22 protein-coding genes and 1 pseudogene are annotated in these 23,608 nt (G+C 75.4%); 15 read left to right on the top strand and 8 right to left on the bottom strand.

The window, feature by feature from the left end; all coding sequences use genetic code 11:
• Positions 1–85: 85 nt before the first annotated feature.
• From oxlT to HWY08_RS20455, 5 genes are all read left to right on the top strand, one after another.
• A complete protein-coding gene (gene oxlT, locus HWY08_RS20475) occupies positions 86–1,375 on the top strand; it encodes an oxalate/formate MFS antiporter (RefSeq protein WP_255499725.1) in 1,290 nt (429 codons plus the stop codon).
• Between the two features lie 18 nt (positions 1,376–1,393).
• Positions 1,394–2,926, top strand: coding sequence for an acyl--CoA ligase (locus HWY08_RS20470; RefSeq protein ID WP_176068736.1), 1,533 nt, complete (start codon positions 1,394–1,396; stop codon positions 2,924–2,926).
• A gap of 10 nt (positions 2,927–2,936) precedes the next feature.
• The gene (locus tag HWY08_RS20465) at positions 2,937–3,722 is read left to right on the top strand and encodes a fumarylacetoacetate hydrolase family protein (RefSeq protein WP_176068734.1); all 786 of its coding nucleotides are present in this window, start codon (positions 2,937–2,939) and stop codon (positions 3,720–3,722) included.
• A complete protein-coding gene (locus tag HWY08_RS20460; protein WP_176068732.1) occupies positions 3,719–4,726 on the top strand; it encodes a 2-dehydropantoate 2-reductase in 1,008 nt (335 codons plus the stop codon). The genes HWY08_RS20465 and HWY08_RS20460 overlap by 4 nt, the downstream gene beginning before the upstream one ends.
• A 153-nt stretch (positions 4,727–4,879) precedes the next feature.
• Positions 4,880–5,350: a hypothetical protein gene (locus tag HWY08_RS20455; protein ID WP_176068730.1), complete on the top strand. Its 471-nt coding sequence runs from the start codon at positions 4,880–4,882 to the stop codon at positions 5,348–5,350.
• Positions 5,351–5,378: 28 nt separating this feature from the next.
• Here the strand turns inward: HWY08_RS20455 and HWY08_RS20450 are convergent, their stop codons facing one another.
• Genes HWY08_RS20450 through HWY08_RS20435 form a run of 4 tightly spaced genes read right to left on the bottom strand, consistent with a single transcriptional unit; the run spans position 5,379 to position 8,161 of the window.
• A complete protein-coding gene (locus HWY08_RS20450) occupies positions 5,379–6,239 on the bottom strand; it encodes a dienelactone hydrolase family protein (protein ID WP_443092844.1) in 861 nt (286 codons plus the stop codon).
• Entirely contained in the window at positions 6,124–6,780 is a 657-nt protein-coding gene (locus HWY08_RS20445; RefSeq protein WP_176068726.1) for a DsbA family protein, read from the bottom strand. The genes HWY08_RS20450 and HWY08_RS20445 overlap by 116 nt, the downstream gene beginning before the upstream one ends.
• Before the next feature lie 38 nt (positions 6,781–6,818).
• Positions 6,819–7,385 (bottom strand): hypothetical protein, encoded by a 567-nt coding sequence (locus tag HWY08_RS20440; protein WP_176068724.1) that lies wholly within the window; start codon positions 7,383–7,385, stop codon positions 6,819–6,821.
• 41 nt (positions 7,386–7,426) lie between these two features.
• Positions 7,427–8,161, bottom strand: coding sequence for a thermonuclease family protein (locus tag HWY08_RS20435; protein WP_176068722.1), 735 nt, complete (start codon positions 8,159–8,161; stop codon positions 7,427–7,429).
• Between the two features lie 117 nt (positions 8,162–8,278).
• Here HWY08_RS20435 and HWY08_RS20430 point away from each other — a divergent pair, with 117 nt between their 5' ends.
• On the top strand, positions 8,279–9,127 hold the full coding sequence (locus HWY08_RS20430) for a phosphodiester glycosidase family protein (RefSeq protein WP_235969730.1): 849 nt from the start codon (positions 8,279–8,281) through the stop codon (positions 9,125–9,127).
• A gap of 21 nt (positions 9,128–9,148) precedes the next feature.
• On the opposite strand, the gene HWY08_RS20425 is transcribed toward HWY08_RS20430, so the two are convergent.
• Positions 9,149–9,586 (bottom strand): hypothetical protein, encoded by a 438-nt coding sequence (locus HWY08_RS20425; RefSeq protein ID WP_176068720.1) that lies wholly within the window; start codon positions 9,584–9,586, stop codon positions 9,149–9,151.
• A gap of 121 nt (positions 9,587–9,707) precedes the next feature.
• Here HWY08_RS20425 and HWY08_RS20420 point away from each other — a divergent pair, with 121 nt between their 5' ends.
• The 4 genes from HWY08_RS20420 (at position 9,708) to HWY08_RS20405 (ending at position 12,963) form a co-directional block, all read left to right on the top strand.
• Positions 9,708–10,151 (top strand): CBS domain-containing protein, encoded by a 444-nt coding sequence (locus tag HWY08_RS20420; protein ID WP_176068718.1) that lies wholly within the window; start codon positions 9,708–9,710, stop codon positions 10,149–10,151.
• A gap of 54 nt (positions 10,152–10,205) precedes the next feature.
• Positions 10,206–11,138, top strand: a complete 933-nt coding sequence (locus HWY08_RS20415) for a GGDEF domain-containing protein (RefSeq protein ID WP_176068716.1) — start codon at positions 10,206–10,208, stop codon at positions 11,136–11,138.
• 78 nt (positions 11,139–11,216) lie between these two features.
• Positions 11,217–12,464 (top strand): GAF domain-containing protein, encoded by a 1,248-nt coding sequence (locus tag HWY08_RS20410; protein WP_176068714.1) that lies wholly within the window; start codon positions 11,217–11,219, stop codon positions 12,462–12,464.
• Positions 12,465–12,690: 226 nt separating this feature from the next.
• The gene (locus HWY08_RS20405; protein WP_176068712.1) at positions 12,691–12,963 is read left to right on the top strand and encodes a hypothetical protein; all 273 of its coding nucleotides are present in this window, start codon (positions 12,691–12,693) and stop codon (positions 12,961–12,963) included.
• Between the two features lie 85 nt (positions 12,964–13,048).
• Here HWY08_RS20405 and HWY08_RS20400 read toward each other — a convergent pair whose 3' ends face one another.
• Together HWY08_RS20400 and HWY08_RS20395 are read right to left on the bottom strand one after the other, a co-directional pair.
• Entirely contained in the window at positions 13,049–14,527 is a 1,479-nt protein-coding gene (locus HWY08_RS20400; protein WP_235969729.1) for a TolC family protein, read from the bottom strand.
• Positions 14,528–14,653: 126 nt separating this feature from the next.
• The gene (locus HWY08_RS20395; RefSeq protein WP_176068710.1) at positions 14,654–18,088 is read right to left on the bottom strand and encodes a tetratricopeptide repeat protein; all 3,435 of its coding nucleotides are present in this window, start codon (positions 18,086–18,088) and stop codon (positions 14,654–14,656) included.
• A gap of 122 nt (positions 18,089–18,210) precedes the next feature.
• On the opposite strand from HWY08_RS20395, the gene HWY08_RS20390 reads away from it, so the two are divergent.
• From HWY08_RS20390 to HWY08_RS20370, 5 genes are read left to right on the top strand one after another with little or no spacing between them, the layout of a single operon-like run.
• Entirely contained in the window at positions 18,211–19,509 is a 1,299-nt protein-coding gene (locus tag HWY08_RS20390; RefSeq protein ID WP_176068708.1) for a protoporphyrinogen/coproporphyrinogen oxidase, read from the top strand.
• The gene (locus tag HWY08_RS20385) at positions 19,510–20,292 is read left to right on the top strand and encodes a glycosyltransferase family 2 protein (RefSeq protein ID WP_176068706.1); all 783 of its coding nucleotides are present in this window, start codon (positions 19,510–19,512) and stop codon (positions 20,290–20,292) included.
• 6 nt (positions 20,293–20,298) lie between these two features.
• On the top strand, positions 20,299–21,207 hold the full coding sequence (locus HWY08_RS20380; protein ID WP_176068704.1) for a polysaccharide deacetylase family protein: 909 nt from the start codon (positions 20,299–20,301) through the stop codon (positions 21,205–21,207).
• Positions 21,208–21,219: 12 nt separating this feature from the next.
• On the top strand, positions 21,220–22,071 hold the full coding sequence (locus HWY08_RS20375; RefSeq protein ID WP_176068702.1) for a lysophospholipid acyltransferase family protein: 852 nt from the start codon (positions 21,220–21,222) through the stop codon (positions 22,069–22,071).
• 41 nt (positions 22,072–22,112) lie between these two features.
• On the top strand, positions 22,113–23,033 hold the full coding sequence (locus tag HWY08_RS20370) for an SDR family oxidoreductase (protein WP_176068700.1): 921 nt from the start codon (positions 22,113–22,115) through the stop codon (positions 23,031–23,033).
• A 306-nt stretch (positions 23,034–23,339) separates the two neighbouring features.
• On the opposite strand, the pseudogene HWY08_RS20365 reads toward HWY08_RS20370, so the two are convergent.
• Positions 23,340–23,608 (bottom strand): annotated as a pseudogene (locus tag HWY08_RS20365) (transposase); the annotation flags it as partial.

Genomic DNA, 23,608 nt, shown 5'->3' with positions numbered 1-23,608 from the left:
GGGCGCTCCCCGCGCGGTTCCTTGTCCATCCGCCCCTTCCCACCGATCGTGAACGTTTGATTTTCGTCAAACCCTGGGAGGGGATGTGACCGACGGCTCCGCTGCACGCCCACCGCCCGGGCGGTGGCTTCAACTCGTCCTCGGCGTCTTCTGCATGGTGCAGATCGCGAACCTCCAGTACGGCTGGACGCTCTTCGTCGGCCCCATCGACCACAAGTTCCACTGGGGCCGCACGGCCATCCAGGTCGCCTTCACGCTCTTCGTCCTCACCGAGACCTGGCTCGTCCCGATCGAGGGCTACCTGGTGGATCGCTTCGGCCCGCGCGCGGTCGTGCTGGGCGGCGGGGTGCTGGTGGGGCTCTCGTGGGTCCTGAACGCCCGCGCCAGCTCGCTGCCGGCGCTCTACACGGCGGCGGTGGTGGGCGGCGTCGGGGCCGGGGCGGTCTACGGCACCGCGGTCGGCAACTCCCTCAAGTGGTTCACCGACCGCCGCGGGCTCGCCGCGGGCGTCACCGCCGCCGGGTTCGGCGCCGGCTCGGCGCTCACCGTCGCGCCCATCGCCAACATGATCGCGTCGGCCGGGTACGAGCAGGCCTTCCTCCAGTTCGGGCTGCTGCAGGGCGCGCTGGTGCTCCTCTTCGCGCTCTTCCTGCGCGCGCCGCGCCCGGGCGAGGTCCCCGCCCCCGCCGCGGGGAAGTGGTCCCAGCAGGGCGCCCGCGACTACCGCCCGGCCGAGGCGGTCCGCACCAGCATGTTCTGGGTGATGTACGCGATGTTCGTCCTGGTCGCGACCGGCGGGCTCATGGTGGTGGCGCAGCTCGCGCCCATCGCCAAGGACTACAAGGTCGCCGACGTGCCGGTCTCGCTCGCCGGGCTCACCCTGCCCGCGGTCACCTTCGCCCTCTCCATCGACCGCGTCATGAACGGCGTGACGCGCCCGTTCTTCGGCTGGGTGAGCGACCACCTCGGCCGCGAGCTCACCATGTTCGGGGCCTTCCTGCTGGAAGGCGTCGGCATCCTCCTGCTCCTGCGCTACGCTCAGAGCCCGGTGCTCTTCGTCGTGCTCTCCGGGTGCGTCTTCTTCGCGTGGGGCGAGATCTACAGCCTCTTCCCCGCCACCTGCGCCGACATCTACGGCCGGAAGTACTGCACCACCATCTACGGCATGCTCTACACGGCCAAGGGCACGGCGGCGCTCCTCGTGCCGCTCTCGAGCTGGCTCTCGCTGCGGAGCGGCTGGTCCGCCGTGTTCGCGGTGGCCGCCGTCCTCAACTTCGCCGCCGCCGCGCTGGCGCTGCTGGTGCTGCGGCCGGCGCGGGCGCGCGCCCTCTCCGCCGTGCTCATCCCCGACGCCATGGGCATCCCCCGCGTCTGACGCCTGCAGGAGTCCCGCATGTCCTCCCCCGCCACCCTCGCCGAGCTGCTCGCGCAGGCCGCCCCCGACGCCCCCGCGCTGGGCGCGCCGGAGCACACCCCCTCGCTCACCTACGGCGCGCTCGCGGCGCTGGCGCGCCGGACCGTCGAGACGCTCAACGCGCTCGGCGTCGGGCGCCAGGACCGCGTCGGGATCGTCCTCCCCAACGGGCCGGAGATGGCCGCCGCCTTCGTCTGCGTCGGCGCCGGCGCCACCACCGCCCCGCTCAACCCCGCCTACCGCGCCGAGGAGTTCGAGTTCTACCTCACGGACCTCCGCGCCAAGGCGCTGGTGGTGGAGGCGGGCGCCGACACGCCCGCGCGCGCGGTGGCGCGGAAGCTCGGGGTGCCGGTGGTGGAGCTCCAGGCGGACCGCGCCCGGGGCGCCGGGACCTTCGCGCTCCGCCCGCTCGACGCCATGGGCGGCGCGCCGGCGCAGGGCGGCCCGGCCGAGCCGGAGGACACCGCGCTCGTGCTCCACACCTCGGGGACCACGTCGCGCCCGAAGATGGTCCCGCTCTCGCACCGCAACGTCCTCGCCTCGGCGCGCCACATCCGCGAGACGCTCCGCCTCGTCCCCGAGGACGTCTGCCTCAACATCATGCCGCTCTTCCACATCCACGGGCTCATGGCGGCGACGCTCGCCTCGCTCGCGGCGGGCGGCCAGGTCTCGTGCACGCCCGGCTTCAACGCGCTCAAGTTCTTCGCCTGGCTCGACGAGGTGAGGCCCACCTGGTACACGGCCGTCCCCACCATGCACCAGGCCATCCTGGCGCGCGCCGGGCGCAACCAGGAGATCCTGGCGCGGAGCCGGCTGCGCTTCGTCCGCTCCTCGTCCGCCTCGCTGCCGCCGCAGGTCATGGCGGAGCTGGAGCAGGTGTTCCGCGCCCCGGTCATCGAGGCCTACGGCATGACCGAGGCCTCGCACCAGATGGCCTCGAACCCGCTCCCGCCGCGGCCGCGCAAGCCGGGCGCGGTGGGGCTGGCGGCGGGGCCGGAGGTGGCGGTGATGGACGAGGCGGGCAGCCTCCTGCCGCCGGGCGCGGTGGGCGAGGTGGTCATCCGCGGGCCGAACGTCACCCGCGGCTACGAGGCGAACCCCGAGGCGAACGCCAAGGCGTTCACCGCCGGCTGGTTCCGCACCGGCGACCAGGGCGTGCTCGACGAGGACGGCTACCTGCGCCTCACCGGCCGGCTGAAGGAGCTCATCAACCGCGGCGGCGAGAAGATCTCGCCGCTCGAGGTGGACGAGGTGCTCATGGACCACCCGGCGGTGCAGCAGGTGGTCACCTTCGCCGTGCCGCACGACAAGCTGGGCGAGGAGGTGGCGGCGGCGGTGGTGCTGCGCGAGGGGCAGACCGCCACCGAGCGCGAGCTGCGCGACTTCGCGGCGCTGCGCCTCACCGACTGCAAGGTGCCGCGCCGGATCGTGCTCCTCCCCGAGATCCCCAAGGGCGCCACCGGCAAGCTGCAGCGCATCGGGCTCGCCCAGAAGCTCGGGCTCGCCTCGTAGCGGAGCGACCATGGCGCTGTGGCTGCGGTGCGAGCACGCGGGCCGGACGCGGATCGGCACGCTCGAGGGCGGCGCGGTCCACCTGCACGAGGGCGACCTGTTCTCGGCGCCGCGGCCGACCGGCGAGGCGGTGCCGCTCGAGGCGGTGCGGCTCCTCACGCCCACGGTCCCGTCGAAGCTCATCGGGCTCGTGAACAACTTCCGGGAGGGCGCCGCCAAGGCGGGCCTGCCCATCCCCGCCGAGCCGCTCTGGTTCCTCAAGGCGCCCTCGAGCTACCTCGCGCCGGGGGCCGCCATCCGCCTGCCGGCCCAGGAGGTGGGGAAGGTCATCTACGAGGGCGAGCTCGGGGTGGTCATCGGCCGCGCCGCGCGCGACGTGCCCGAGGGAGAGGCGGACACCTTCATCTTCGGCTACACCTGCGTGAACGACGTGACCGCCCTCGACCTCATCGGCCGCGACGCCCAGTACCCGCAGTGGTCGCGGGCGAAGAGCTTCGACACCTTCGGCCCGTTCGGCCCGGTCGTGGCCACCGGGCTCGACCCGGACCGGCTCACCGTGAGGACGCTGGTGAAGGGCAAGGTCCGGCAGGAGTACCCGCTCTCCGACGCCGTCTTCGGGCCGCGCCAGCTCGTGGCGCACCTCTCGCGCCAGCTGACGCTCCTGCCCGGCGACGTCATCGCCTGCGGGACCTCGGTGGGCATCGGCGTGCTCCGGCCGGGCCTCACCGTCGAGGTGGCCGTGGACGGGATCGGCGCCCTCGCGAACCCCGTGGCCGGACCGGAGGGCGCGCCGTGAAGATCTGCGTGGTGGGAGCGGGCGCCATCGGGGGCCTGGTGGCGGTGAAGCTCGCCCGCGCCGGCGAGCAGGTGTCGGTGGTGGCGCGCGGGGCGCACCTCGCGGCCATCCGCGAGCGCGGCCTCACGCTCCTCGAGGGCGGGCGCGAGGAGGTGGCGCGGGTCGCGGCCACCGACCGCCTGGCGGAGCTGGGGCCGCAGGACCTGGTGGTGCTCGCCATGAAGGCGCACCAGCTGGCGCCGGTGGCGGCCGAGCTCCCGGCCCTGTGCGGACCCGAGACCGTCCTCCTCACCGCCCAGAACGGGATCCCGTGGTGGTACTTCGCGAAGTACGCCGGGCCGCTCCAGGGGGCTCGGCTCGAGAGCGTCGACCCGGGCGGCGTCATCGCCGCCCACCTCGACGTGGAGCGGGTGCTGGGGTCCATCATCTACCCGGCGGCGGAGATCGCCGCCCCGGGCGTCGTCCGCCACGTGGAGGGCAACCGCATCACGGTGGGCGAGCTGGACGGGCGCGAGACGCCGCGCCTCGGGCGGGTGGCGGAGGCGCTGCGCGCGGCCGGCTTCAAGACCCGCGTGACGGGCGACCTGCGCTCGGAGATCTGGGTGAAGCTGTGGGGCAACTGCACCTTCAACCCGCTCTCGGCGCTGACCCACGCCACGCTGGCCGGGATCATCCGCTTCCCGGCCACGCGCGCGCTGGCGACCGGGATGATGCGCGAGGCGCAGGCGGTGGGCGAGAAGCTCGGCGCCCGGTTCGGCGTCTCGCTCGAGAAGCGCATCGCCGGGGCGGAGGGCGTCGGCGAGCACAAGACCTCGATGCTGCAGGACGTGGAGAGCGGCCGCGCGCTCGAGGTGGACGCGCTCCTGGGTGCGGTGCTGGAGCTGGCGCGCCTCACCGAGACGCCCGCGCCGCACCTCGCCGCGGTCCACGCCTGCGTCAGCCTGCTCTCGCACACGTTGCAGGAGCAGGGGGCGCGGCTGCGGGTCGAGAAGCTCGGCCGATGAGAGGCGCGCTCGCGCCCAGGGTCGCGGGCGGTTCTCGCCGAGGTGCGAAATCTCGAAGAGATCCCGCGCGGGTCGCGGGGCGGCGGGAAATTGACCCTCTTCGATCGCGGGTGATATCGGCTCTTCCGGATTCTCACTCTCGGAGGAGACGCGATGGCGAAGCGCAGCGGCAAGGCGGTGAAGGGGTCGGCGGCGGGGGCGGCGGCGCAGCAGCCGGTGGCGGCGGCCCGCGAGGGGGCGCCCGCCCCGAGCTACCCGGCGGTGGCGCAGCGGGTCCCGGCTCAGGCCCCCGTCAACCTGGCGGTGAGCTGGAAGGGCACGGGCAACGGCGCGGGCGAGCTGCACCTCGCCTACGAGGGCCCGCTGGCCGCGGCCGAGGACGGCGTGCTCGCGCGCACCGGCACGCTGCGCGCCGGGGGGCGGCCGTGGTCGGAGACGCGCGACGTGCGCCTCACGCGGGCGGCGCCGGGCCGCTTCGTGGGCGTCATCGCCGTCCCGACCGGCGCGCCGGTGGAGGCGATCGAGCTCGCCTTCCACGCCGGCGACGCGTGGGACAACGGCGGCCGCGCGCCGCTCGGCTTCTACGAGTGGAGCGCGCGGGAGCAGCGGGTCGAGGTGCGGTGAGGGCCGCGGGAGCGCCCTCGCGTCGAGGTCACCCCAGGTACTTCCGGAAGAACGCGAGGCACCGCTCCCACGCCAGCTTCGCCGCCGCCGCGTCGTGGACCTCCTTGCGGTCCGAGTTCATGAAGGCGTGGTGCCCCGGGTAGCGGTACACCTCGTAGGTCTTGCCCGCCGCCCGGAGCTGCTGCTCGAAGGCGTCCGCGAAGGCGGGCGTGACCCAGTCGTCGTGCGCCGCGAAGTGGCACTGGAGCGGGACCTTCACGTCCTTCCCGGAGGCGACGTCCGCGGGGGGCAGGCCGTAGAAGCAGACCGCCGCGGAGAGCTCGGGGAGGGTGGCGGCGCCGATGACGGTGACCGCGCCGCCCAAGCAGAAGCCGGTGAGGCCGACCTTCCCGCCGCGCTGCGCGAGCCGCTGCGCCGCGCCGCGCACCGCCTCGGCCGTCGCCGCCTTGAAGTCGAGCGCCTTCATGGCGGCGCTGGCCGCGGCGGCGTCGTGGTACGGCACCACCTTGCCGCCGTAGAGGTCGGGTGCGAGCGCGGTGAAGCCGTCCTTCGCAAGCTGGTCGCAGGTGGCCTTGATCTGCCCCTGCACCCCCCACCACTCCTGGATCACCACCACCCCGGGCGCCTTCGGGTCCTTTGCCTCGGCCAGGTAACCCTGGGCCGTGCCGCCCGAGGTGCGCGGGAACGAGATCGTCGTGCCCATCGTCCGCCTCCGTGAGCGCGCAGCATGGGGCGCGTACGGGGATGGCGCACGGCTCTGTGGGGGGGGCGGGCTACTGCCCGAGCACGGCCTTCGCGTAGTAGTCCGCGCGCGGGATGCCGCTCTGTTCGGCCTTCCGGAGCGCGGCGGCGACGATCGGCGCCAGCTGGTCGTAGCTGAACGCGCCAAAGTACTCATCGCCATTGATGACGAGCGTGGGCGTACCGGGGAGGTTGAGCTGAGCGACGACGGCCATGTCGGCGGCGACTCGAGCGGCCGGCGCGGGCGTACCGAGGCACGCCTGCCAGGTCGTGATGTCGGAGACGCCCGCGGCCGTGGCCAGCGCGGGCAGGTGGGCGGGATCGAGCTGGTCCTGGTGCGCGTACAGCTGGTCGTACATCTCCCAGAACTTGCCCTGATCCGCGGCGCACTCGGCCGCGATGGCGGCACCGGGCGCGTAGACGTGCTGCGAAAGCGTGAAGTGCTTGTAGACGAGGCGCACGTCGGCGGGGTTCGCCGCCAGCACCTGCGTCAAGACCGGCGCCTCAGCGCCGCAGTACGGACACTGGAAGTCGCCGAACTCCACGATGGTGACCCACGCGTCCGAGGGGCCACGCTGCGGCGACGTGCCGACCACCACGCCGACACGTCCGCTGGGAGAGGAGGCGTCCTGTCCCGAGCAGGCCGCTGCCGTGACGGCGAGCAAGAGGAGCGCAGCGTGTCGTCGCATCCCGCGAGTCTACCGAGCGGCCGCCCAGGCGCCTAGCACTAGAACCCGAGCCCGAGCGTCATCATCGGCCCGTTGGCGTGCGTGCCGGGCCCGGGGTCGCCGGGGCGCGTCTCGCGGCTGGTGGCGAGGAAGTAGGTGAGCTCGGCGCGGAGCTGGACGAAGCCCTCCCGCCCCATGAGCACGCCCAGCGCGCCGTACGGCAGCATGCCGAACGCGCCGTCGCCGCCGAACTTGGTCCAGCCCACCTTGAAGCCGCCGCCGAGGTACGGCGTCACGTTGCCGGGGGAGAACGGGTAGTACGCGCCCAGGCCCAGCGCGAAGAAGCGCACGTGGTCGCCCACGAAGATGTCGCCGTTCAGGTCGGCGAGGAAGTCGCGGGCGTCGAACAGCACGTACGCGCCGCCGCCGCCGCCGCCCGGCTGCCCGCCGCTGGACGAGCCGAGGCCGACGACGCCGCCCAGCCGCAGGCCCAGCCACGGCATGCGGGCGGTGTCGCGGAACGGGTCCTGGCGCGCGCCGGCGTCGCGCGGCGGCGCGGGGTCGTACCGGTCGGCGGCGAAGGCGGGCGCGGCGGCGAGGAGGGCGAGGAGCGCGAGGGTCCGCATCGCGCGATGATACGCGGCCGGCGCGGCGGCGACAGCTTCTTCTAGCGCCCCCGCGGCGCGAGGCAGGCCGGCCGGTGGCGGTAGCGGCGCTCGAACGGCACGTAGACCATGCAGGCGCGGCCGGCGCCGGCGCCGGTGCACACCTCCTCGCAGGTCCGGTAGGCGCGGCGGTGCGCCTGCGGCCGCGCCGCCCCGCTGCGGGTGTCCACGACGCGGTCGTAGGTGGGGCCGCCGCCGTTCTCCTCGATCGAGTGCAAGCTGGTCGGGATCGCCGGCGGGACGCCCTTCGCCCACATGCCGAGCCCGCGGCGCTGCGCCTCGCGCTGCAGCGCGAGCAGGCGCGGCTCGGCGGGGCGATCGACCGCGTAGACCATGGCGAGCCCGGACCCCACCAGCTCGGCGGCCGCGTCGGGGCACGCGACGAGCAGGCGGTGGTAGCGATCCTCCGCGCCGCCGGTGGCGCAGCGCCAGGTGCGCGCCGCGGCGGCCGGCCCCGCCGCCTTCGCGAGGGCGAGCAGCTCCTCGCCGGACCAGCCGCCCCAGCGGTGGACCGGGCCGAAGGTCTCGAGGGCGTTGTAGCCGTCGAGCCGCGCCGCCCGCCCCGCGTACGGACCGTCAAGGAAGCGGAAGGTGTCGCCGTCGGTCCAGCGCACGTGGGCCGGAGCGCCGTCGAGGAGCACCGAGGCCGGCGGGGCGCGGCGCCGGTGGCGGTAGCGCGCCGACGCCGGGGCGGCGGCGACGAGGAGGGCGAGGGCGAGGGCGAGCCGGCGCGGCATCGCCCCATCCTACGGCGGGGTCGGACGCGCCCGCGGGGCGGAGCGCGGGACGGCCGGCCAGCTCCCCGCCGGCGCGCCCGGGGGCGGAGGCCGGCCCGGTCGGGCTATACTGCCGGCGTGCCCCTCGCTGGTCGCCTCACGCCCGCGCTGCTGGCGCTGCTCGTCTCCACGCCGGGCGGCTTCGGCGCCTCCGGGCCGCCGGCGGCGAGCCAGGAGACCGCCGGCTTCAGCGCCATGGAGCCCGGCCTCGAGCTCGGCACCTTCCCCGGCCCCGCGGGCGCGCCCGGGGACGCCAAGATCTGGATCGCGCGCGTCGACCCGGCGCGCTTCGAGCTGAAGCTCGTGAACGCCTCCGCCAGCGACGCCCGCCCGCACACGGTGAAGCAGTGGGCGCTCGGCGCCGGCGCCTCGGCGGCCATCAACGCCGGCATGTTCCAGCAGGACGGGCTCACCAGCGTCGGGCTCATGCGGACGCGCCTGCACGAGAACAACCCGCGGCGCGCCCGCAGCTACAAGGCGCTGCTCGCGTTCGACCCCGTCAGGCCCGGCCTGCCGGCCGTGCGCCTGCTCGACGGCGCCTGCGGGGAGCTCGACCTGTTCCCGCCGCCGTACGGCACGCTCATCCAGTCCATCCGGCTCGTCTCCTGCGACCGCCAGAACGTGTGGGCGCCCGAGCCGCGGCGGTGGAGCTCCGCCGCGCTCGGGGTGGACGGGCAGGGCCGGGTCCTGTTCATCCACGCGCGCTCGCCGTGGCCCGTGCACGACCTCGTGGACGCGCTGCTGGCGCTCCCCATCGACCTCCGCCGCGCCATGTACCTGGAGGGCGGCAAGGAGGCGCAGCTCTTCGTGCGCGGCGGCGGCCGCGAGGTGGAGCGGCTCGGCGCGATCGAGGCCGCCGGCGCCGAGGACCGGGCCATCCCGTGGGAGATCCCGAACGCGGTGGTGGCGGTGCGGCGGAGCCGGTGAGCGACCCGCGGGCCCTCCCCGCTACCTCGGCGCGTACAGCCGCCCGGGCGCGCCGTGCTTCCCGGGCCGCGCGTGACACGCGTCGCACTCCCCCGAGGCGCACGGTCCCCGGCGCACGCTCGCCTTCCGCTCGGCGCCCTCCCGCTGCAGCTCCACCGCCACCGGGAACGCCAGCGGCTCGGAGGTCCAGAAGTTCCCGGCCCGGTTGGTGGAGAGCCTCACCACCTTCCCGCGCGCGTCCTCGATCGTCACCTGGACGCCTTCGAGGCCGGGCGCGGGGTCGTCGCCGGCGGTCCGGTAGACCGTCCCGCCCGCGGTGAAGGGCCAGCGGCCCGCCTTCTTCCCGGGGGTGTGACACCCCACGCACTCCTCCCCGAGGTTGCGGAGCGCCTTGGGGTCGTTCGGGTCGCTGCAGGCCGCGGCGGCCAGGATCGCCAGGACTCGGGCGGACTTCCTCATCGGCTCTCTCTTATTCCCCCGCTCGGGCGCCCGCCCGGGGAGGACCCCACCAGAGCTCTCGCTGAGAGTGGAAGCGCGGCAGCTCGCCGCACTACCTTCGCCTGACCACCCCGGAGGCCTCATGGCGACGATCGAGAACCACGTCGTGCGCGACCTGGTCGCGCTGGAAGGCGGCGCCTCGTGCGCGGAGGCGGCGCGCCTCATGTCGGAGCGCGGCATCGGGGCCATCGCGGTGCGGGACGGCGGGCGCGTGGTGGGGGTGGTGACCGAGCGCGACCTGGTGGCGCGCGTGCTCGCCGAGGGCCTCCGCCCCGAGCTGCCCATCCGGCAAGCCATGCGGACCGACGTGCCGCTCGTCACGCCCTCGACCACCGAGCTCGACTGCACCGCGCTCATGCGCGACCACACCACCCGGCACCTGCTCGTGGCCGAGCGCGGCGAGGTGGTGGGCATCATCTCGATGCGCGACGTGATCCGCCTCATGCTGGACGAGAAGGAGTGGCTCATCGGCCAGCTCCACACGTTCATCGACGGGCGCGACTTCCCGGCCGCCGCGGCCGGTTGAGCGCCGGCGCCCGCGCGCCCCCCAGGGGGCGCGGCGCTGCGGTAGGATGGGGCCATGCCCGAGAAGCGCCCCGCGCTGGTCGAGCAGACCTTCACGACGCCGGTCCGTCCCGAGGCGCCGGCCGAGCAGCGCCCGTACCTGCTCGTCCTCTCCGGCCCGCAGTTCGGCGAGGTGTTCGCGATCCCCGCCGGCCGGGAGCTCGTCCTCGGCCGGAGCGCCGACGCCGACGTCCAGCTCTTCGACGACGGCGTCTCGCGCCGCCACGCCAGCCTCACCGCCCGCGAGCGCGAGGCGCGCCTCGCCGACCTCGGCAGCGCCAACGGCACCTGGATCGGCGGCGAGCGGGTGAAGGAGGCGGTGCTCCAGGACGGGGGGCGGTTCCAGGTCGGCGCCCACACCACGCTCAAGTTCGTCCTCTCCGACCACGTCGAGGCGGAGTACCAGCACAAGCTGGCGCAGGGCGCGCTGCACGAGCCGCTCACCGGGCTCTACAACCGGCGCCACTTCATGGAGCGGCTCAGCGCCGAGCTCTCGTCGGCGCAGCGCCACGCCCGCCCGCTCGCGCTGCTGCTCGTGGACATCGACCACTTCAAGCGCGTCAACGACGCGCACGGCCACGCCGCCGGCGACGAGGTGCTGAAGGCGGTGGCGAACGTGCTGCAGGGCGCCGTCCGCAAGGAGGACGTGCTGGCGCGCTTCGGCGGCGAGGAGTTCGTCGTCCTCTCGCGCGAGACGCCGCTGAGCGGCGCGAAGACGCTGGCCGAGCGCATCCGGCGCGCCGTCGAGCGGGCCCGGCTCCGGCTCGAGGGGAAGGAGAAGGACGTCGCCGTGACGGTGAGCGTCGGGGTCACCGTCTCCTTCGGGTTGACCAAGTTCGAGCCCGGCCGCACCGAGCAGCAGCTGCTGGCGGCGGTCGAGCGCGCCCTCCACCGCGCCAAGCAGAACGGGCGAAACACCGTCGTCGCCGCGCCCGCCGTGGGGCCGTGACGCGGCGCGGCAGGACAGCTTGACGGCGAGCCCGACGGGGAGCGATACCTGCCTCGACGTCCTCTCCTCGGAGCTGCCATGCCTGCGCCGACGCCTCCTCCTCCCGGCACGCCGCCGGAGTCCAGCGCGCTGCCGACCCTGGACGACGACGTCCCGGCCGACGTGCCCTCCGTCCCGCTGTCGCAGGCCGAGCGCGCCGCCCGCGCCCTGGCCGACGGCCGCCGCGAGGTGGAGCCGTTCGAGATCCAGCTCCTCACCGACGCGCTCGACTACCGCGCCACGCTGCGCACGGTGGCGGCCGCCTTCGTGCCGCGCTTCGCCGACTGGGGCTTCATCCACCTCGTCGACGAGGCAGGCATCCCACGTCGGGTGAAGGTCGCCCACGCCGACCCGGCCAAGGCCGACCTGGCGGCGAAGTTCCGCTCGGTGGCGCCGGGCCCGGGCTGGGCCACCCTGACCGCCCAGTCCATCCGCGACGGCGCCCCGCGCCTCGTCCGCGACGTGAGCGAGGAGGTGCTGCGCTGGGCCGCCCACGACGAGCGCCACCTGGCCGCGCTGCAGGCGCTCGCGCCGCACTCGATGCTGGTGCTCCCGCTCCAGGCCCGCGACCGCATCATCGGCGGCGTCACGCTCATGCGCGCGGCGCAGCCGGCGCGCTTCGCCGAGGACGACCTGGTCGCCGCCCAGAAGCTCACCGTGCCGGCGGCGCTGGCGCTCGACAACGCCCGGTCCATCGCCGCCGAGCGCTTCGCGCGCGACCGCGCCGCCGAGAGCGCGGACGTGGAGCGGCACGCGCGGATCGAGGCCGAGCGCGCCCTGGTCGGCCTCAAGCGGCTCCAGGCGCTCGTCATCTCGCTCTCGGCGCCGCTCCTCCCCGAGGCGGTGGGGCGCCTCGTCTTCGACAACGGCCTCGCCGCGCTCGGCGCCAAGACCGGCACGCTCGCGCTGGCGGTCGGCGATGGCGAGGAGGAGCTCTCCATCGCGTACGCCTACGGCTGGCCGAAGGAGCTGCTCGAGCAGTGGCGCACCTTCCGCGTCGACGCGCACTCGCTGGTGGCAGAGGCGTACCGCACGCGCGCGCCGCTCTGGATCGAGTCCTTCGAGGCGCTCTCGCAGGTCTACCCGAGCGTGGTGGAGCTGCCGCGCGCCCGCGGCGAGCAGGCCTGGGCCGCCGTCCCGCTCCTCGCCGACGGCCGCGCCGTCGGGGCGCTGGGGCTCGGGTTCGGGCAGGCGCGCCGGCTCGACGACTCCGAGCGGGAGCTCGTGCTGGCGCTCGCCGCCATGGCCGCCCAGGCGGTCGCGCGGGCCGCGGCGCGCGGGCGCTGAGCCGATCGGGGGCGAGGGCCCGGCCGCCGGGCTCGGCGGGGCGCGGCGCCCCGCACCGATCGTGAAGCCGCCCCGAACCTCTTCACCGATCCGGGGGCTTCTGCCTCGCGCGGCCCGTGAGCGTCCCCCTGGATCCGGGGCGGGCGCCGGCCGCTGCGCGGTGGCACGGGCGATGCTCATGTTCCGGGCCGTGCGGGGCTCTTCCCCCGCCCAAGGAGAAATCGACATGCGCAAGCTCAGCATGATGGTGGCAGCCCTCTTCCTCTTCGCGTCGGCTCCGGCCCTGGCCCAGAGCGGCGGCGCGGGCGCGGCCCCCAGCGACCAGCCGGCCCCGAGCGGCACGACCGGCGGCTCGGCGACCGGCAGCTCGGCCGGCGCGGACACCTCGACCAGCACCACCACCACCAAGAAGACGAAGAAGAAGACCTCGAAGAAGAAGCACCACAAGAAGGGGGCCGAGGGGTCGAGCACGACCGGCGGCGCCGACGCGGGCATGTAGCCGCGACTTCACGGGCTGGAGAAACGCGAAGCCGGCCGCCCGCGAGGGCGACCGGCTTCGTGCTTTTCGGGGACCCCCGACTCCCCTACTTCGGGTCGAACTGGCCGGCCGCCTTGAGCAGCCGCAGCGCGGCCAGGTCGGCGTTGAGCGACTCGTTCACCTGGCTCAGCTCGGCGGTGAGGAGCGCCAGGTTCGCGTCGGAGACCTCGAGGTAGGTGGCGGCGCCCGCCTTGTAGTTCACGTCCACCAGCTTCTGGTTCTCCCGCGACAGCTCCAGCTGCTCCTTGGCCTTCTGGCGGTTCGCGACGGCGCTGTCGAGGTCGAGCCGCGCCCGCTCCACCTCGTCGCGCGCCTTGAGGGCCGTGCTCTCCCGCGCCGCCTCCGCCTCGCGCACCTTGGACGCGTTCTCGCGCAGGTCCGACTCGCGCAGGAAGCCGTCGAGGATGGTCCAGCTCGCCTGGAGCCCGACGGCCCAGGAGGTGGTCTTGCCGGTGAAGCCGGTCACGTTGGCGTACTGCCAGCGGGCGAAGGCGCCCACCGACGGCAGGTAGCGGGTGAGGGTGCCGCTGCGGTTGTTCTCGGCCACGTTCACCTGCTCGCGCGTGGCGAGCACGTCGGGCCGGAGCCGGAGCGCGTCCTCCTCCAGCGAGGCCGGGTTGGGCGGGAGCTGCGGCGCGGGGGGCACGTCCACCTCGAAGTCGGCCCGCTCGCGCCCGAGCAGCGTCGCGAGCGAGACGCGCGCGCCCTGATAGCCGTTCTGCGCGCGCTTCAGGTCCTGCTCGGCGCGCGACCGGTCGATCTGCGCCCGCAGCAGGGAGACCTTGGGCGTCGTGCCGGCGTCGTAGCGCACCCGCGCGTCGCGCTCGTGGTCGAGCGCGATGGCGAGCTGGCGCTGGTCGATGATGACCACCTGCTTCAGGCTCGCCGCGCCGTAGTAGGCCTGGGCGGCGCCGAAGAGGATGTCCCGCCGGGCGCCCTCCACGTTGTGGGCCGAGAGCCGCTCGCCGGCGTTCGCGGCGGCGATGCCGAACCAGGCCTGCGGGGCGAAGAGCGCCTGGGTCGCCTGCACCTGCGCCGCGAGCTGGTTCTGCTTCTGGATGAGGATGTTCTCCATCCCGGTGGGCACGAGCGCGTAGGGCGACGGGGTGCCCGGCAGCCCGGGGTTCGGGTCCACCGCGGGCGTCCCCACCGTGCGGATGTCGTACCCGGTCGGCGTGGCGAAGGTGACGTCGGGGACGTCGTAGTGCGTGAAGGCGCCGGTCGCGACCACCTGCGGCAGGTAGGCCGACCACGCCTTCGCGTGCAGCTCGCGCGACTGCTCCAGCCGCTCGCGCGCCACCCGCAGGTCGAGGTTCTTCGCCTGCGCCTCGCGCAGCGCCTCTTCCAGCGTGAGCGTGGGGAGCGCCTGCAGCCCCTCCGACGCCGGCGCGGGCGCCGCCGCCGGGGCCGCTGGGGCCGCCGAGCCGGGCGCGGTGGGCGCCGGGGTGGGCGCCGGGGTGGGCGCCGGGGCGGGCGCGGGCGCCTGCGCGAGGAGCAGCGACGCCATGAGGGCGTAGGGGGTCATCGTTCCTCCCGACCTGCGAGTGAGGCGCTCGCGGCGACGCCGGAGCCGTCGCGCGGCTTAGCTCGGACGACTCGGCGCGTCAACCGCGAAACGGGCGCAGCGCGCGCCGGAGGCGGTGGTGGGCCGCTACGGCTTGCCGCCCAGGTCCTCGATCTCGCGCTCGATGTCGGCCCGGTCGTCGGCGTCGGGGCGCGCCGCCAGGTAGGCGCGGAACGCCTCGACCGCGCGGGCGCGCTGCCCCCGCTCCTTGTAGGCGAAGCCCAGGTAGTAGTTCGGCATCGCGTTCTTCGGTTCGGCCCGGGCGGCCCGCTCGAACCACGGGAGCGCCTCGCGCGAGCGGCCCGCCGCGCGCTCGGCCTCGCCGATCCGGTAGTACAGCCCGACCTGCGACGGGTCCTCCTGGAGGGCGCGCTGGAAGAGGGCCACCGCCTCGGCGTGGTGGCCGAGCCGCGCCTTGCAGTCGCCCGCCGCGACGCGGAGCCGCTGCTCCTTGGGCGCGAGCTTGAGCCCCTTCTCGAGCAGCGGCAGCGCCTCCGCGCAGCGGTTCTGCGCCGCGTAGACCCCGGCCAGGAGCTCGTACGGCTCGAGGCGGTCCGGCGCCAGGGCCTGGGCGGCGCGGTACGCGTCCACCGCCTCCGACGGGTTGCCCTGCTTCTCGAGCGCCTGGCCGAGCTGGAGCTGGTGCTCGGCGCGGCCGGGCTCGAGCTCGATCGCCTTGCGCAGCTGCTCGACCGCCGCCGGCAGCTCGCGCTTCGCCACCAGCGCCCGGCCGTACCAGCCGCGGATCTCGGCCGAGCCGACGTCGAGGTTGCTCGCGGCGAGCAGATCGGACAGGGCCGCGTCCACCTCGCCCAGCTCGAGCTCCACCGCGCCGAGGCGCCCGCGCGCGCGGGCGTCGCGGGAGTCGAGCGTCGCCGCCTGGGCGAGCGCCTTGCGCGCCCCGGCCCGGTCGCCGGCGCGCCACAGCAGGTCGCCGTAGGCCGCCTGCGCCGCCGCCAGCCGCGGCTCGATGCGCAGCGCGCGCTCCAGGCCGGCGCGGGCCGCCGCCGCCTCACCGCGGCGATCCGCCACCTGGGCCAGCCCGAGGAGCGCCGCGGCCCCGCTGGCGTCGAGCGCGAGGGCCTGCCGGTACTCCGCCTCGGCGGCGGGCAGGTCCCCGCGCGCGAGGAGCAGGTCGGCCCGCGCGGCGTGCGACGCCGCCAGCCGCGGCTCCTTCTCGAGGGCCAGCGCCAGCTCCTTCTCGGCGCGGTCGAGCTCGCCGCCGGCGAGGAGCGCCCGGCCCAGCGCGAGGTGCGGCTCCCACGCCGACGGATCGCGCGCGGTGGCCTCGGCCCACAGCTTCTCGCCCTCGGGGCGCTTGCCGCTCTGCCAGAGCACGAGGCCCTTCGCGAAGAGCAGCCGCGCGTCCCCGGCCGCGTCGGCGAGCGCGAGGTCGAGCGCGGTCACGGCGTCGAGCACGCGCCCCTGCGCCGCCAGCGCCCTCGCCTGGGCCGCGGCGAGGCGGGGGTCCTTGCTCCCGGGCGGCCCCAGCGCCGCGAGGGCCTTCTCCGGCGTGCCGTGGTCGCCCTCGAACGCCGCCAGGGCGAGCCGCGCCTCCACGTCGCCCGGCGCCTCACGGGTGGCCGCCTCGAGCTCCTGCTCGGAGGCAGCGAGCCCGCGCTCGACGTCCTCGCCCAGCGCGCGCTGCATCGCCTCGCCGGCCAGGAGGTGCGCCCGCGCCCGCAGGAGCGGCCCCGCCTCGGCCTGGGCCTCCGGCGCGAGCACGCGCGCCGTCGCCTCGCGCACGGCGGGGTAGTCGCCCTGCGCCAGCGCCAGCCGCGCCAGCTCGACGGAGGAGGCGAGGTGGCGGGCGTCGCGCGCGAGGGCCGCCTCGAACCGCGGGCGGGCCGCGGCGGCGTCCCCGCGCGCGGCGGCGACCACCCCGAGGGCGTGGCTCGCGCGCGCCGTCCCGGGGCGCGCCGCGTCGAGCCGGCCGTAGAGCGCCGCCGCCTGCGCGAAATCGCGCCGCGCCAGGGCCGCGTCGCCCAGCACCGCCAGCGCCTCCGGGTCGGCCGGTTCCTTGGCGAGGTGCTGCTGCAGCCGCAGCAAGGCCGCCTCGGGCGGCCGGCCTCCGGCGAGGAGCGCCGCCGACACGACCGCCTCCGCGGCGAGCGGATCCTCGGCCGCGCGCGCGGCGAGCCCGGGGAGCAGCGCCCGCGCCCGCTCGAGCGCCTGGGGCGGGGCTCCGTCGCGGCGCGCCAGCACCGTGGCGACGTAGACCAGGCCGGCCTGGGCCGCGGGGTCGGACGGCTCGGTGGCCAGCGCCCGCTGCGCGAGGTCGAGGGCGGCGGCGCCGGACGTGAGCCGGTCCTCGGCGAGCTTCGCGCGCGCGTCGGCGAGGAGCTTCGGGACGGGGCCGTTCGCGCCACGCCGGCCGAGCAGGTCGCGGTAGAAGAAGGCGCCGTGCGGCGTGAGCGCGGTGGCCGCGCCCAGCCCGAGGAGCGCCACGGCCGCGGCGCCGGCGATCCAGGGGAGCGGGCGCTGGGCGGCGGCGAAGGCGCGCAGCTTGCCGGCCAGCTCGGAGCCGCGCGCGCCCGCGGCCTTCGCCAGGCGCGGCGCGGCGCGGGCCGGGGCGGGCGCCGCCGGAGCCGGGCCACCCATGAACCGGCGCATCGCCTCCGCCAGGGGAGGCACCGACCCGAGCGCGGTGAACGTCTGTCCGCCGTCCGGCGAGACGTCCTCGTTCCCGAGCAGCTCGCCCTTGCCGAGCATCTCCACGATGGCGGGCTCGTCGAATGGCCCGAACACCTTCCCCGAGCGGCGGCGCACGAGGTAGCCGCCGGAGGGCTGCGGAGGGGGTGGGGGCGGGGGCGCCACCTGCGGAGGCGCGGCCGCGGGGGCGGAGGCGGCGCGGGCGGCGGCGCCCTCGTCGAACAGCATCTCGAGGTCGTCCCCGCCGGCGGGCGGCTCGGCCGGCGGGGGCGGCGCGAACGCCCCGACCGCCGGGGACTCCGGCTCGGCCTCGGCCACCTCGGGGACGGCGGCGGCCGCCGCCGCGAAGGGCTCGTCCGGCGGGGCCGAGAAGGGGTCGTGCGGAAGGGCGAACGCGGCCGGCGTGCCGCCGTCCGGCACGGCGTCCGGCGCGGCGTCGTCGAACGGGAACGGCTCGTCCGCCTTGCCCAGCCCGGAGCCGCCCCCGCCGAGATCCACCTCGCCGAACGCGAGCGCGGGCCGGCCCGCGGCGGCCGCGGGCGCCGGCTCGGGCTGCGGCGACGGCGCCGCGAACGGGGAGTCGAACAGCGCCGTCATCCGCGGCGCCGCCGGGGCCTCCGGCGGAGCGGCCGAGAACGGCGCTTCGAAGGGAGAGCTCGCCTGGGCGGCGGCGCTCGGCCCCGGCGCGGGGAGCGGCACGGTGCGGGGAGCGACCGCTCCCGGGAGCGCCACGGCCGCGGTACCGCCCTGGGGTGGCCGGACGGGGAAGGCGCCCTGGCACTTGGGGCAGCGCACGTTGAGCCCCCCCGGAGGGACCCGGCGCTCGTCGATGTTGTACTCGGAGTGGCAGGCGGGGCAGGCGACGCGCACGTGGAAAATCCCCAGGTTTTCCAGGAGCGTACCATCCGTCATCGCGCCCCAGCAAGGTTTCGTCCGAGGCCGCGCCCATGCTAGCTTCGGGCCTCCCCAGCCCCACGAACCGCACCAGGACCATGCCCGAAACGGACGTCCTCATCCTCGGCGCCGGCCTGGCCGGTCTCTCCGCGGCGCTCCACGCCCGCGGCAGCTACCGCCTGGTCGAGCGGGCGGAGCGCGTCGGCGGCCTGTGCCGGACCGACGCGCGCGGCGGCTTCCTCTTCGACGCCACCGGGCACTGGCTGCACCTCCGCGACCCCGACATGCGGCGGCTGGCGGAGGAGGCGCTGCCGGAGGGCTGGCTCGAGGTCGAGCGCAAGGCGGGGATCTGGTCCCACCAGCGCTTCACCCGCTACCCGTACCAGGTGAACACGCACGGCCTGCCGCCCGAGGTGGTGGCGGAGAACGTGCTCGGCTTCATCGAGGCGCAGTTCGGCGAAGGGGGGCGGGCGCTGCGCGAGCGCGAGCCCGCGAACTTCGCCGAGTTCATCCTGCGCCACCTCGGCGAGGGCTTCGCCCGGAACTTCATGTTCCCGTACAACGCGAAGCTGTGGACGGTCCACCCGCGCGAGATGAGCACCGCGTGGATGGGACGCTTCGTGCCGCGCCCGACCGTCGAGCAGGTGGTGCGCGGCGCGCTGGGGCTCGAGGGCGACCGCGCCGGCTACAACGCGAGCTTCATCTACCCCCGGCAGGGCGGCATCGAGGCGTTCGTGCGCGGGCTCGCCGCGAAGCTGCCGCGGCCGGCGGAGTGCGGGGTCGAGCCGGTCGCGATCGACCCCTCGGCGCGCACGGCTCGGCTCTCCACCGGCGAGGAGCTGCGGTGGCGGACGCTCGTCGCCACCATCGCCCTCCCCGAGCTGGCCCGGCTCTGCCACGGCGCACCCCCGCGCGTGCTGGAGGCGGCCGCCGCGCTGCGCGCCACCACCGTCACGTACGTCAACGTCGGCGCCCGCGACGTCGGGGCGCCGCCCTTCCAGTGGGTCTACCTCCCGGAGGAGCGGTACGCGCCCTACCGCGTGGGCTCCGCCTCGGCGGCGGTGCCGTCCCTCGCGCCCCAGGGCCACCGCAGCTTCTACGTGGAGTTCAGCGCCGGGCGGCCGCTCGACGGGCCCACCGCCGAGCGCCAGGCGGTCGAGACGCTCTCGGAGCTCGGGTTCGTGAACGGCCCGGAGGACGTGCTCTTCGCCGAGGCGCGCGCCATCCCGCACGCCTACGTCATCTACGACGAGCGCTACGGCCCCGCGAAGCAGGAGATCGTCGCCTGGCTGGAGGAGCGCGGGATCCTGGTCGCCGGCCGTTACGGTCGGTGGGAGTACTCGTCCATGGAGGACGCCTTGCTCGCGGGGCGTGAATGCGCGAGAAAGGCGGGCTGAATGGCCTCTCCTCCCCGGCTCTCGGTGGTCATCCCCGTCTACGACGAGGAGGGCATCGTGCGCGAGGCGTGCCTCGAGCTCATGGCGCGGCTCGACGAGCGCGGCTGGGACTACGAGGTGCTGGTCACCGAGAACGGCTCGAAGGACCGCACGGTCGAGCTCCTCGGCGCGCTCGCCGCCGAGCACCCGCGGCTGCGCTTCATCCACTCCGACGAGCCGAACTACGGGCTCGCCCTGCGGCGCGGCATCCTCGAGGCGCGCGGGCACTACGTCGTGGCGGACGAGATCGACCTGTGCGACGTGCGCTTCTACGACCGCGCGCTGGCGGTGCTGGACGCCGGCGGGGCCGAGATGGTGGTGGGCTCGAAGCGTGCCCCGGGCTCGCACGACCAGCGCCCGTTCTACCGGCGCCTCGCCACCGCGGTGCACAACACCTTGCTGCGGGTGGCGCTCGGCTTCCAGGGCACCGACACGCACGGCGTGAAGGCGTTCCTGCGCGAGGCGATCGCGCCCACGGCGGCACGCTGCGTGGTGGACAAGGACGTCTTCGCGAGCGAGCTCGTGCTGCGGGCGGCGCTGGAGGGGCAGCGGGTGGTCGAGATCCCCATCACGCTCGCCGAGAAGCGGCCGCCCTCCATCGCCCTCTTCAAGCGCGTGCCGAACGTGCTCCGGCAGGTGGCGAGGCTGTTCTGGGTGCTGCGGGTGGCGGCGCCGCCGCGCCGCGAGCGCCCCGGCTCCGCCTCCCAGGCCGGGGCGCCGCCCACGCGCGCCTCCGGGTCCTGACGCGCCTTGCTCGCGTCCCTCTCCATCGACCTCGACGCGCTCGAGCACTACCACCGCATCCACGGCCTGCCCGAGCGCGCCCCGGGCGACGATCCCGTCTACGGCAAGGCGGTGGAGCGCTTCGGCGAGCTGTGCGCGCGCCTCGGGCTGCGCGGCACCGCCTTCTGCGTCGGACTGAACCTGGCCGACCCGGCCGCCGCGGCGGCGGTGCGGCGGCTCGCGGCGGCCGGCCACGAGCTCGGGAACCACAGCCTCTCGCACGACTACGCCCTGTCGCGCCGGCCGGCGGCGGCCATCGCGGCCGAGGTGGAGGGCGGCGCGGCGGCGATCGCGGCGGTGACCGGGGCGCGGCCGGTGGGGTTCCGCGCGCCCGGCTACACGCTGTCGGGGCCGCTGGTGAGCGCGCTCGCCGCGCAGGGCTACCGCTACGACAGCTCGACCTTCCCCGCCCTGCCCTACTACCTCGCCAAGGCGGCCGTCCTGGGGACGCTGGCGCTCGGCGCCCGCCCCTCGCGCGCCATCCTCGACCGCCCGCGCGTGCTGGCGGCGCCGCGCCGGCCTTACCGGCCCCGCCCCGACGAGCCCTACGCGCAAGGCGAGCTCCCGCTGCTCGAGCTGCCGGTGGCGACCGGGCTGCTCGGGTTCCCGCTCACCGGCACCTTCGTCGCGACGCTGCCGGCGTGGGCGGTGCGGCTGCTGCGCGCCGGCGCCGCCCGGCGGCCGCTGCTCGCGATCGAGCTGCACGGGGTGGACCTCCTCGACGCCTCCGACGCCTCGCCGGCGCTGGCGGCCCGCCAGCGCGACCTGCGCGTCCCGGCGGCCGAGAAGCTGCGCCGCATTGAGCGCTTCGTCCGCTCGTTCGGCGAGCGCGAGTGGCTCACGCTGGCGGAAGCGGCGGCGCGGCTCGCCGCGTGATACAGAGGCGGCATGAGCGACCTCGGCGCGGCGCTCCGGCAAAGGCTGCGCGCCCTCACGCTCGAGCTGGGCGGCCCGGGGGCGCGGGAGCGGCTGGAGAAGCTCACCCCGCCTCGCAACGAGTACGGCGTCGACCCGTACGGGCTCGACCTCGACTTCGCCGTCTCGGCGCTGGCGCCCTTCCTGTGGCTCTACCGGAAGTACTTCCGGGTCGAGGTGCACGGGGTCGAGCGCGTCCCGACCGAGGGGCGGGTGCTCGTCGTCGCGAACCACTCCGGCCAGCTCCCCTTCGACGCGGCCATGCTGGGCGTGGCCATGCTGGTCGAGCTCGACCCGCCGCGCATGGCGCGGGCGCTGGTGGAGAAGTGGGTCCCCACCCTGCCCTTCGTCTCGAGCTTCTACGCGCGGCTCGGGCAGGTGGTGGGCACGCCCGAGAACTGCCGGCGGCTGCTGGCCGCCGACGAGGCGCTGCTCGTCTTCCCCGAGGGCGTGCGCGGCCTCAACAAGCCCTACAGCCGCCGGTACCAGCTGCAGGACTTCGGGGTGGGGTTCATGCGGCTCGCCCTGGAGGCGGACGCGCCCATCCTGCCGGTGGGGATCGTCGGCGCGGAGGAGCAGGCCCCGGCGCTCGCCAACCTCAAGTCGGTGGCGCGGCTGCTCGCGATGCCGTCCTTGCCGCTGTCGCCCACGCTCGGCCTGCCGCTCCCGGCGCGCTACCGCCTCCACTTCGGCGAGCCGCTCCGCTTCCACGGCTCGCCGGACGACGAGGACGGCGTGCTGGAGGAGAAGGTCCGCACCGTGAAGTCCGCCATCGAGCGGCTCCTCGCCGAGGGGCTCGCCGCGCGCAAGCACGTCTTCTGGTGACCATGCCGAGCCGCCCGACCGCTCCCGTCCGTTTCCCCGGCATGCCGGGCCGCGTCGTCATCACCGGCATCGCCGGCAACCTGGGCAAGGCGCTGGCGCGGCTGCTCCACGGCGAGGCGCGCCTGGTCGGCCTCGACCGCCGCCCCTTCCCGGAGCGGCCGAAGGACGTCGAGCACCACCAGCTCGACCTGCGCAAGCGCAAGGCGGAGGAGGTCTTCCGGCGGGCGCCGGTCGACGCGCTCATCCACCTCGGCATCATGCACGACCCGCGCATGCCGTTCTCGGAGGCGCACAGCTTCAACGTGGTCGGCACGCAGAAGATCCTCGAGCTGTGCGTCCAGCACGGCGTCCGCAAGGTGGTGGTGCTGTCGTCCGCCGACGTCTACGGGCCGCTCCCCGACAACTCCAACTTCCTCACCGAGGAGATGCCGCTCATGGCGGCGGACCGGTACTCGGACGTCCGCGACCTCATCGAGCTCGACATGTACGCGCAGTCGTTCATGTGGAAGCACCCCGAGATCGAGACCGTCCTGCTGCGCCCGGTCCACATCGTGGGGCCGACGGTGCGCAACGCGCCGTCGAACTACCTGCGCCTGGAGCGGCCGGTCACCGTGATGGGCTTCGACCCGATGGTGCAGCTCATCCACGAGGACGACGCCTGCCGCGCCATGACGCTGGCGCTCCGCCCCGGCCTGCGCGGCGTCTACAACGTGACCGGCCCCGGCGAGGTGCCGCTCTCGGCCGTGCTGCGCGAGCTCGGGCGGCGGGCGATCCCGGTGCCCCACTTCCTGGCCCGCCCGCTCCTGCGCCGCGCGTTCGAGGCGCGGCTGACGAGCTTCCCGCCGGAGGAGCTGGATCACCTGCAGTACCTGTGCGCGGTGGACGGGTCCCGGTTTGCGCGAGACGCGGGGTGGGCGCCGACGCGATCGATGCGGGAGACGATCCGGGGGGTGATGGGGTAGCGGGGGGCGCGCGGGCCGCGGGGACCGCGGGTGCCGACCGCGGGCGGACCGCGGGTGCCGGACGAGAAACTTCAAACCGAACAGATGGATGCCGGACGAGGGAAGTACGAAGACTCGGGGAGAGCCTGCTCGAGGCCCTGTCGGACCGCCGGCCGCACGTACGGGGTACGGGCGGAAGCTCCTTCGATGAGTAGATCGTGCCGTTGGAGGAACGGCGCGCGCCGGCAGACGTAATCTTCGGGCGCACTTCAGCTCGCGGGAGCCGAGAGCTGCCGCGCTGCGCTGTTCAGAAGAGCGAGGAAGTGGTCAGCTTGGCGGCGAGAGCCCGCAGGCGAGGAGCCGCCGGGCGAGCCAGGAGGCCTCGCCGACGAACGGCGCCTCGACCAGGTCGGAGCGGCGAACCAGCAGCGGCTTCAGAAAGCGCTGCGCGAAGAGGTGCAGGTAGTTTTTGCGGCGCTGCGGCCCGGTCGCGCCGAGCGCCAGGTACTCCGGCGCGTCGGTGATGAGATCGTTCGGCTCGCCGTAGGCATAGTGCCGGTGGCTGGACCACTTCCAGGCGGCGGCCGAGCGGGTCA

The organism is Anaeromyxobacter diazotrophicus (assembly GCF_013340205.1).
Lineage (GTDB): Bacteria > Myxococcota > Myxococcia > Myxococcales > Anaeromyxobacteraceae > Anaeromyxobacter_A > Anaeromyxobacter_A diazotrophicus.
This window is presented reverse-complemented; position numbering and strand designations above follow the sequence as displayed.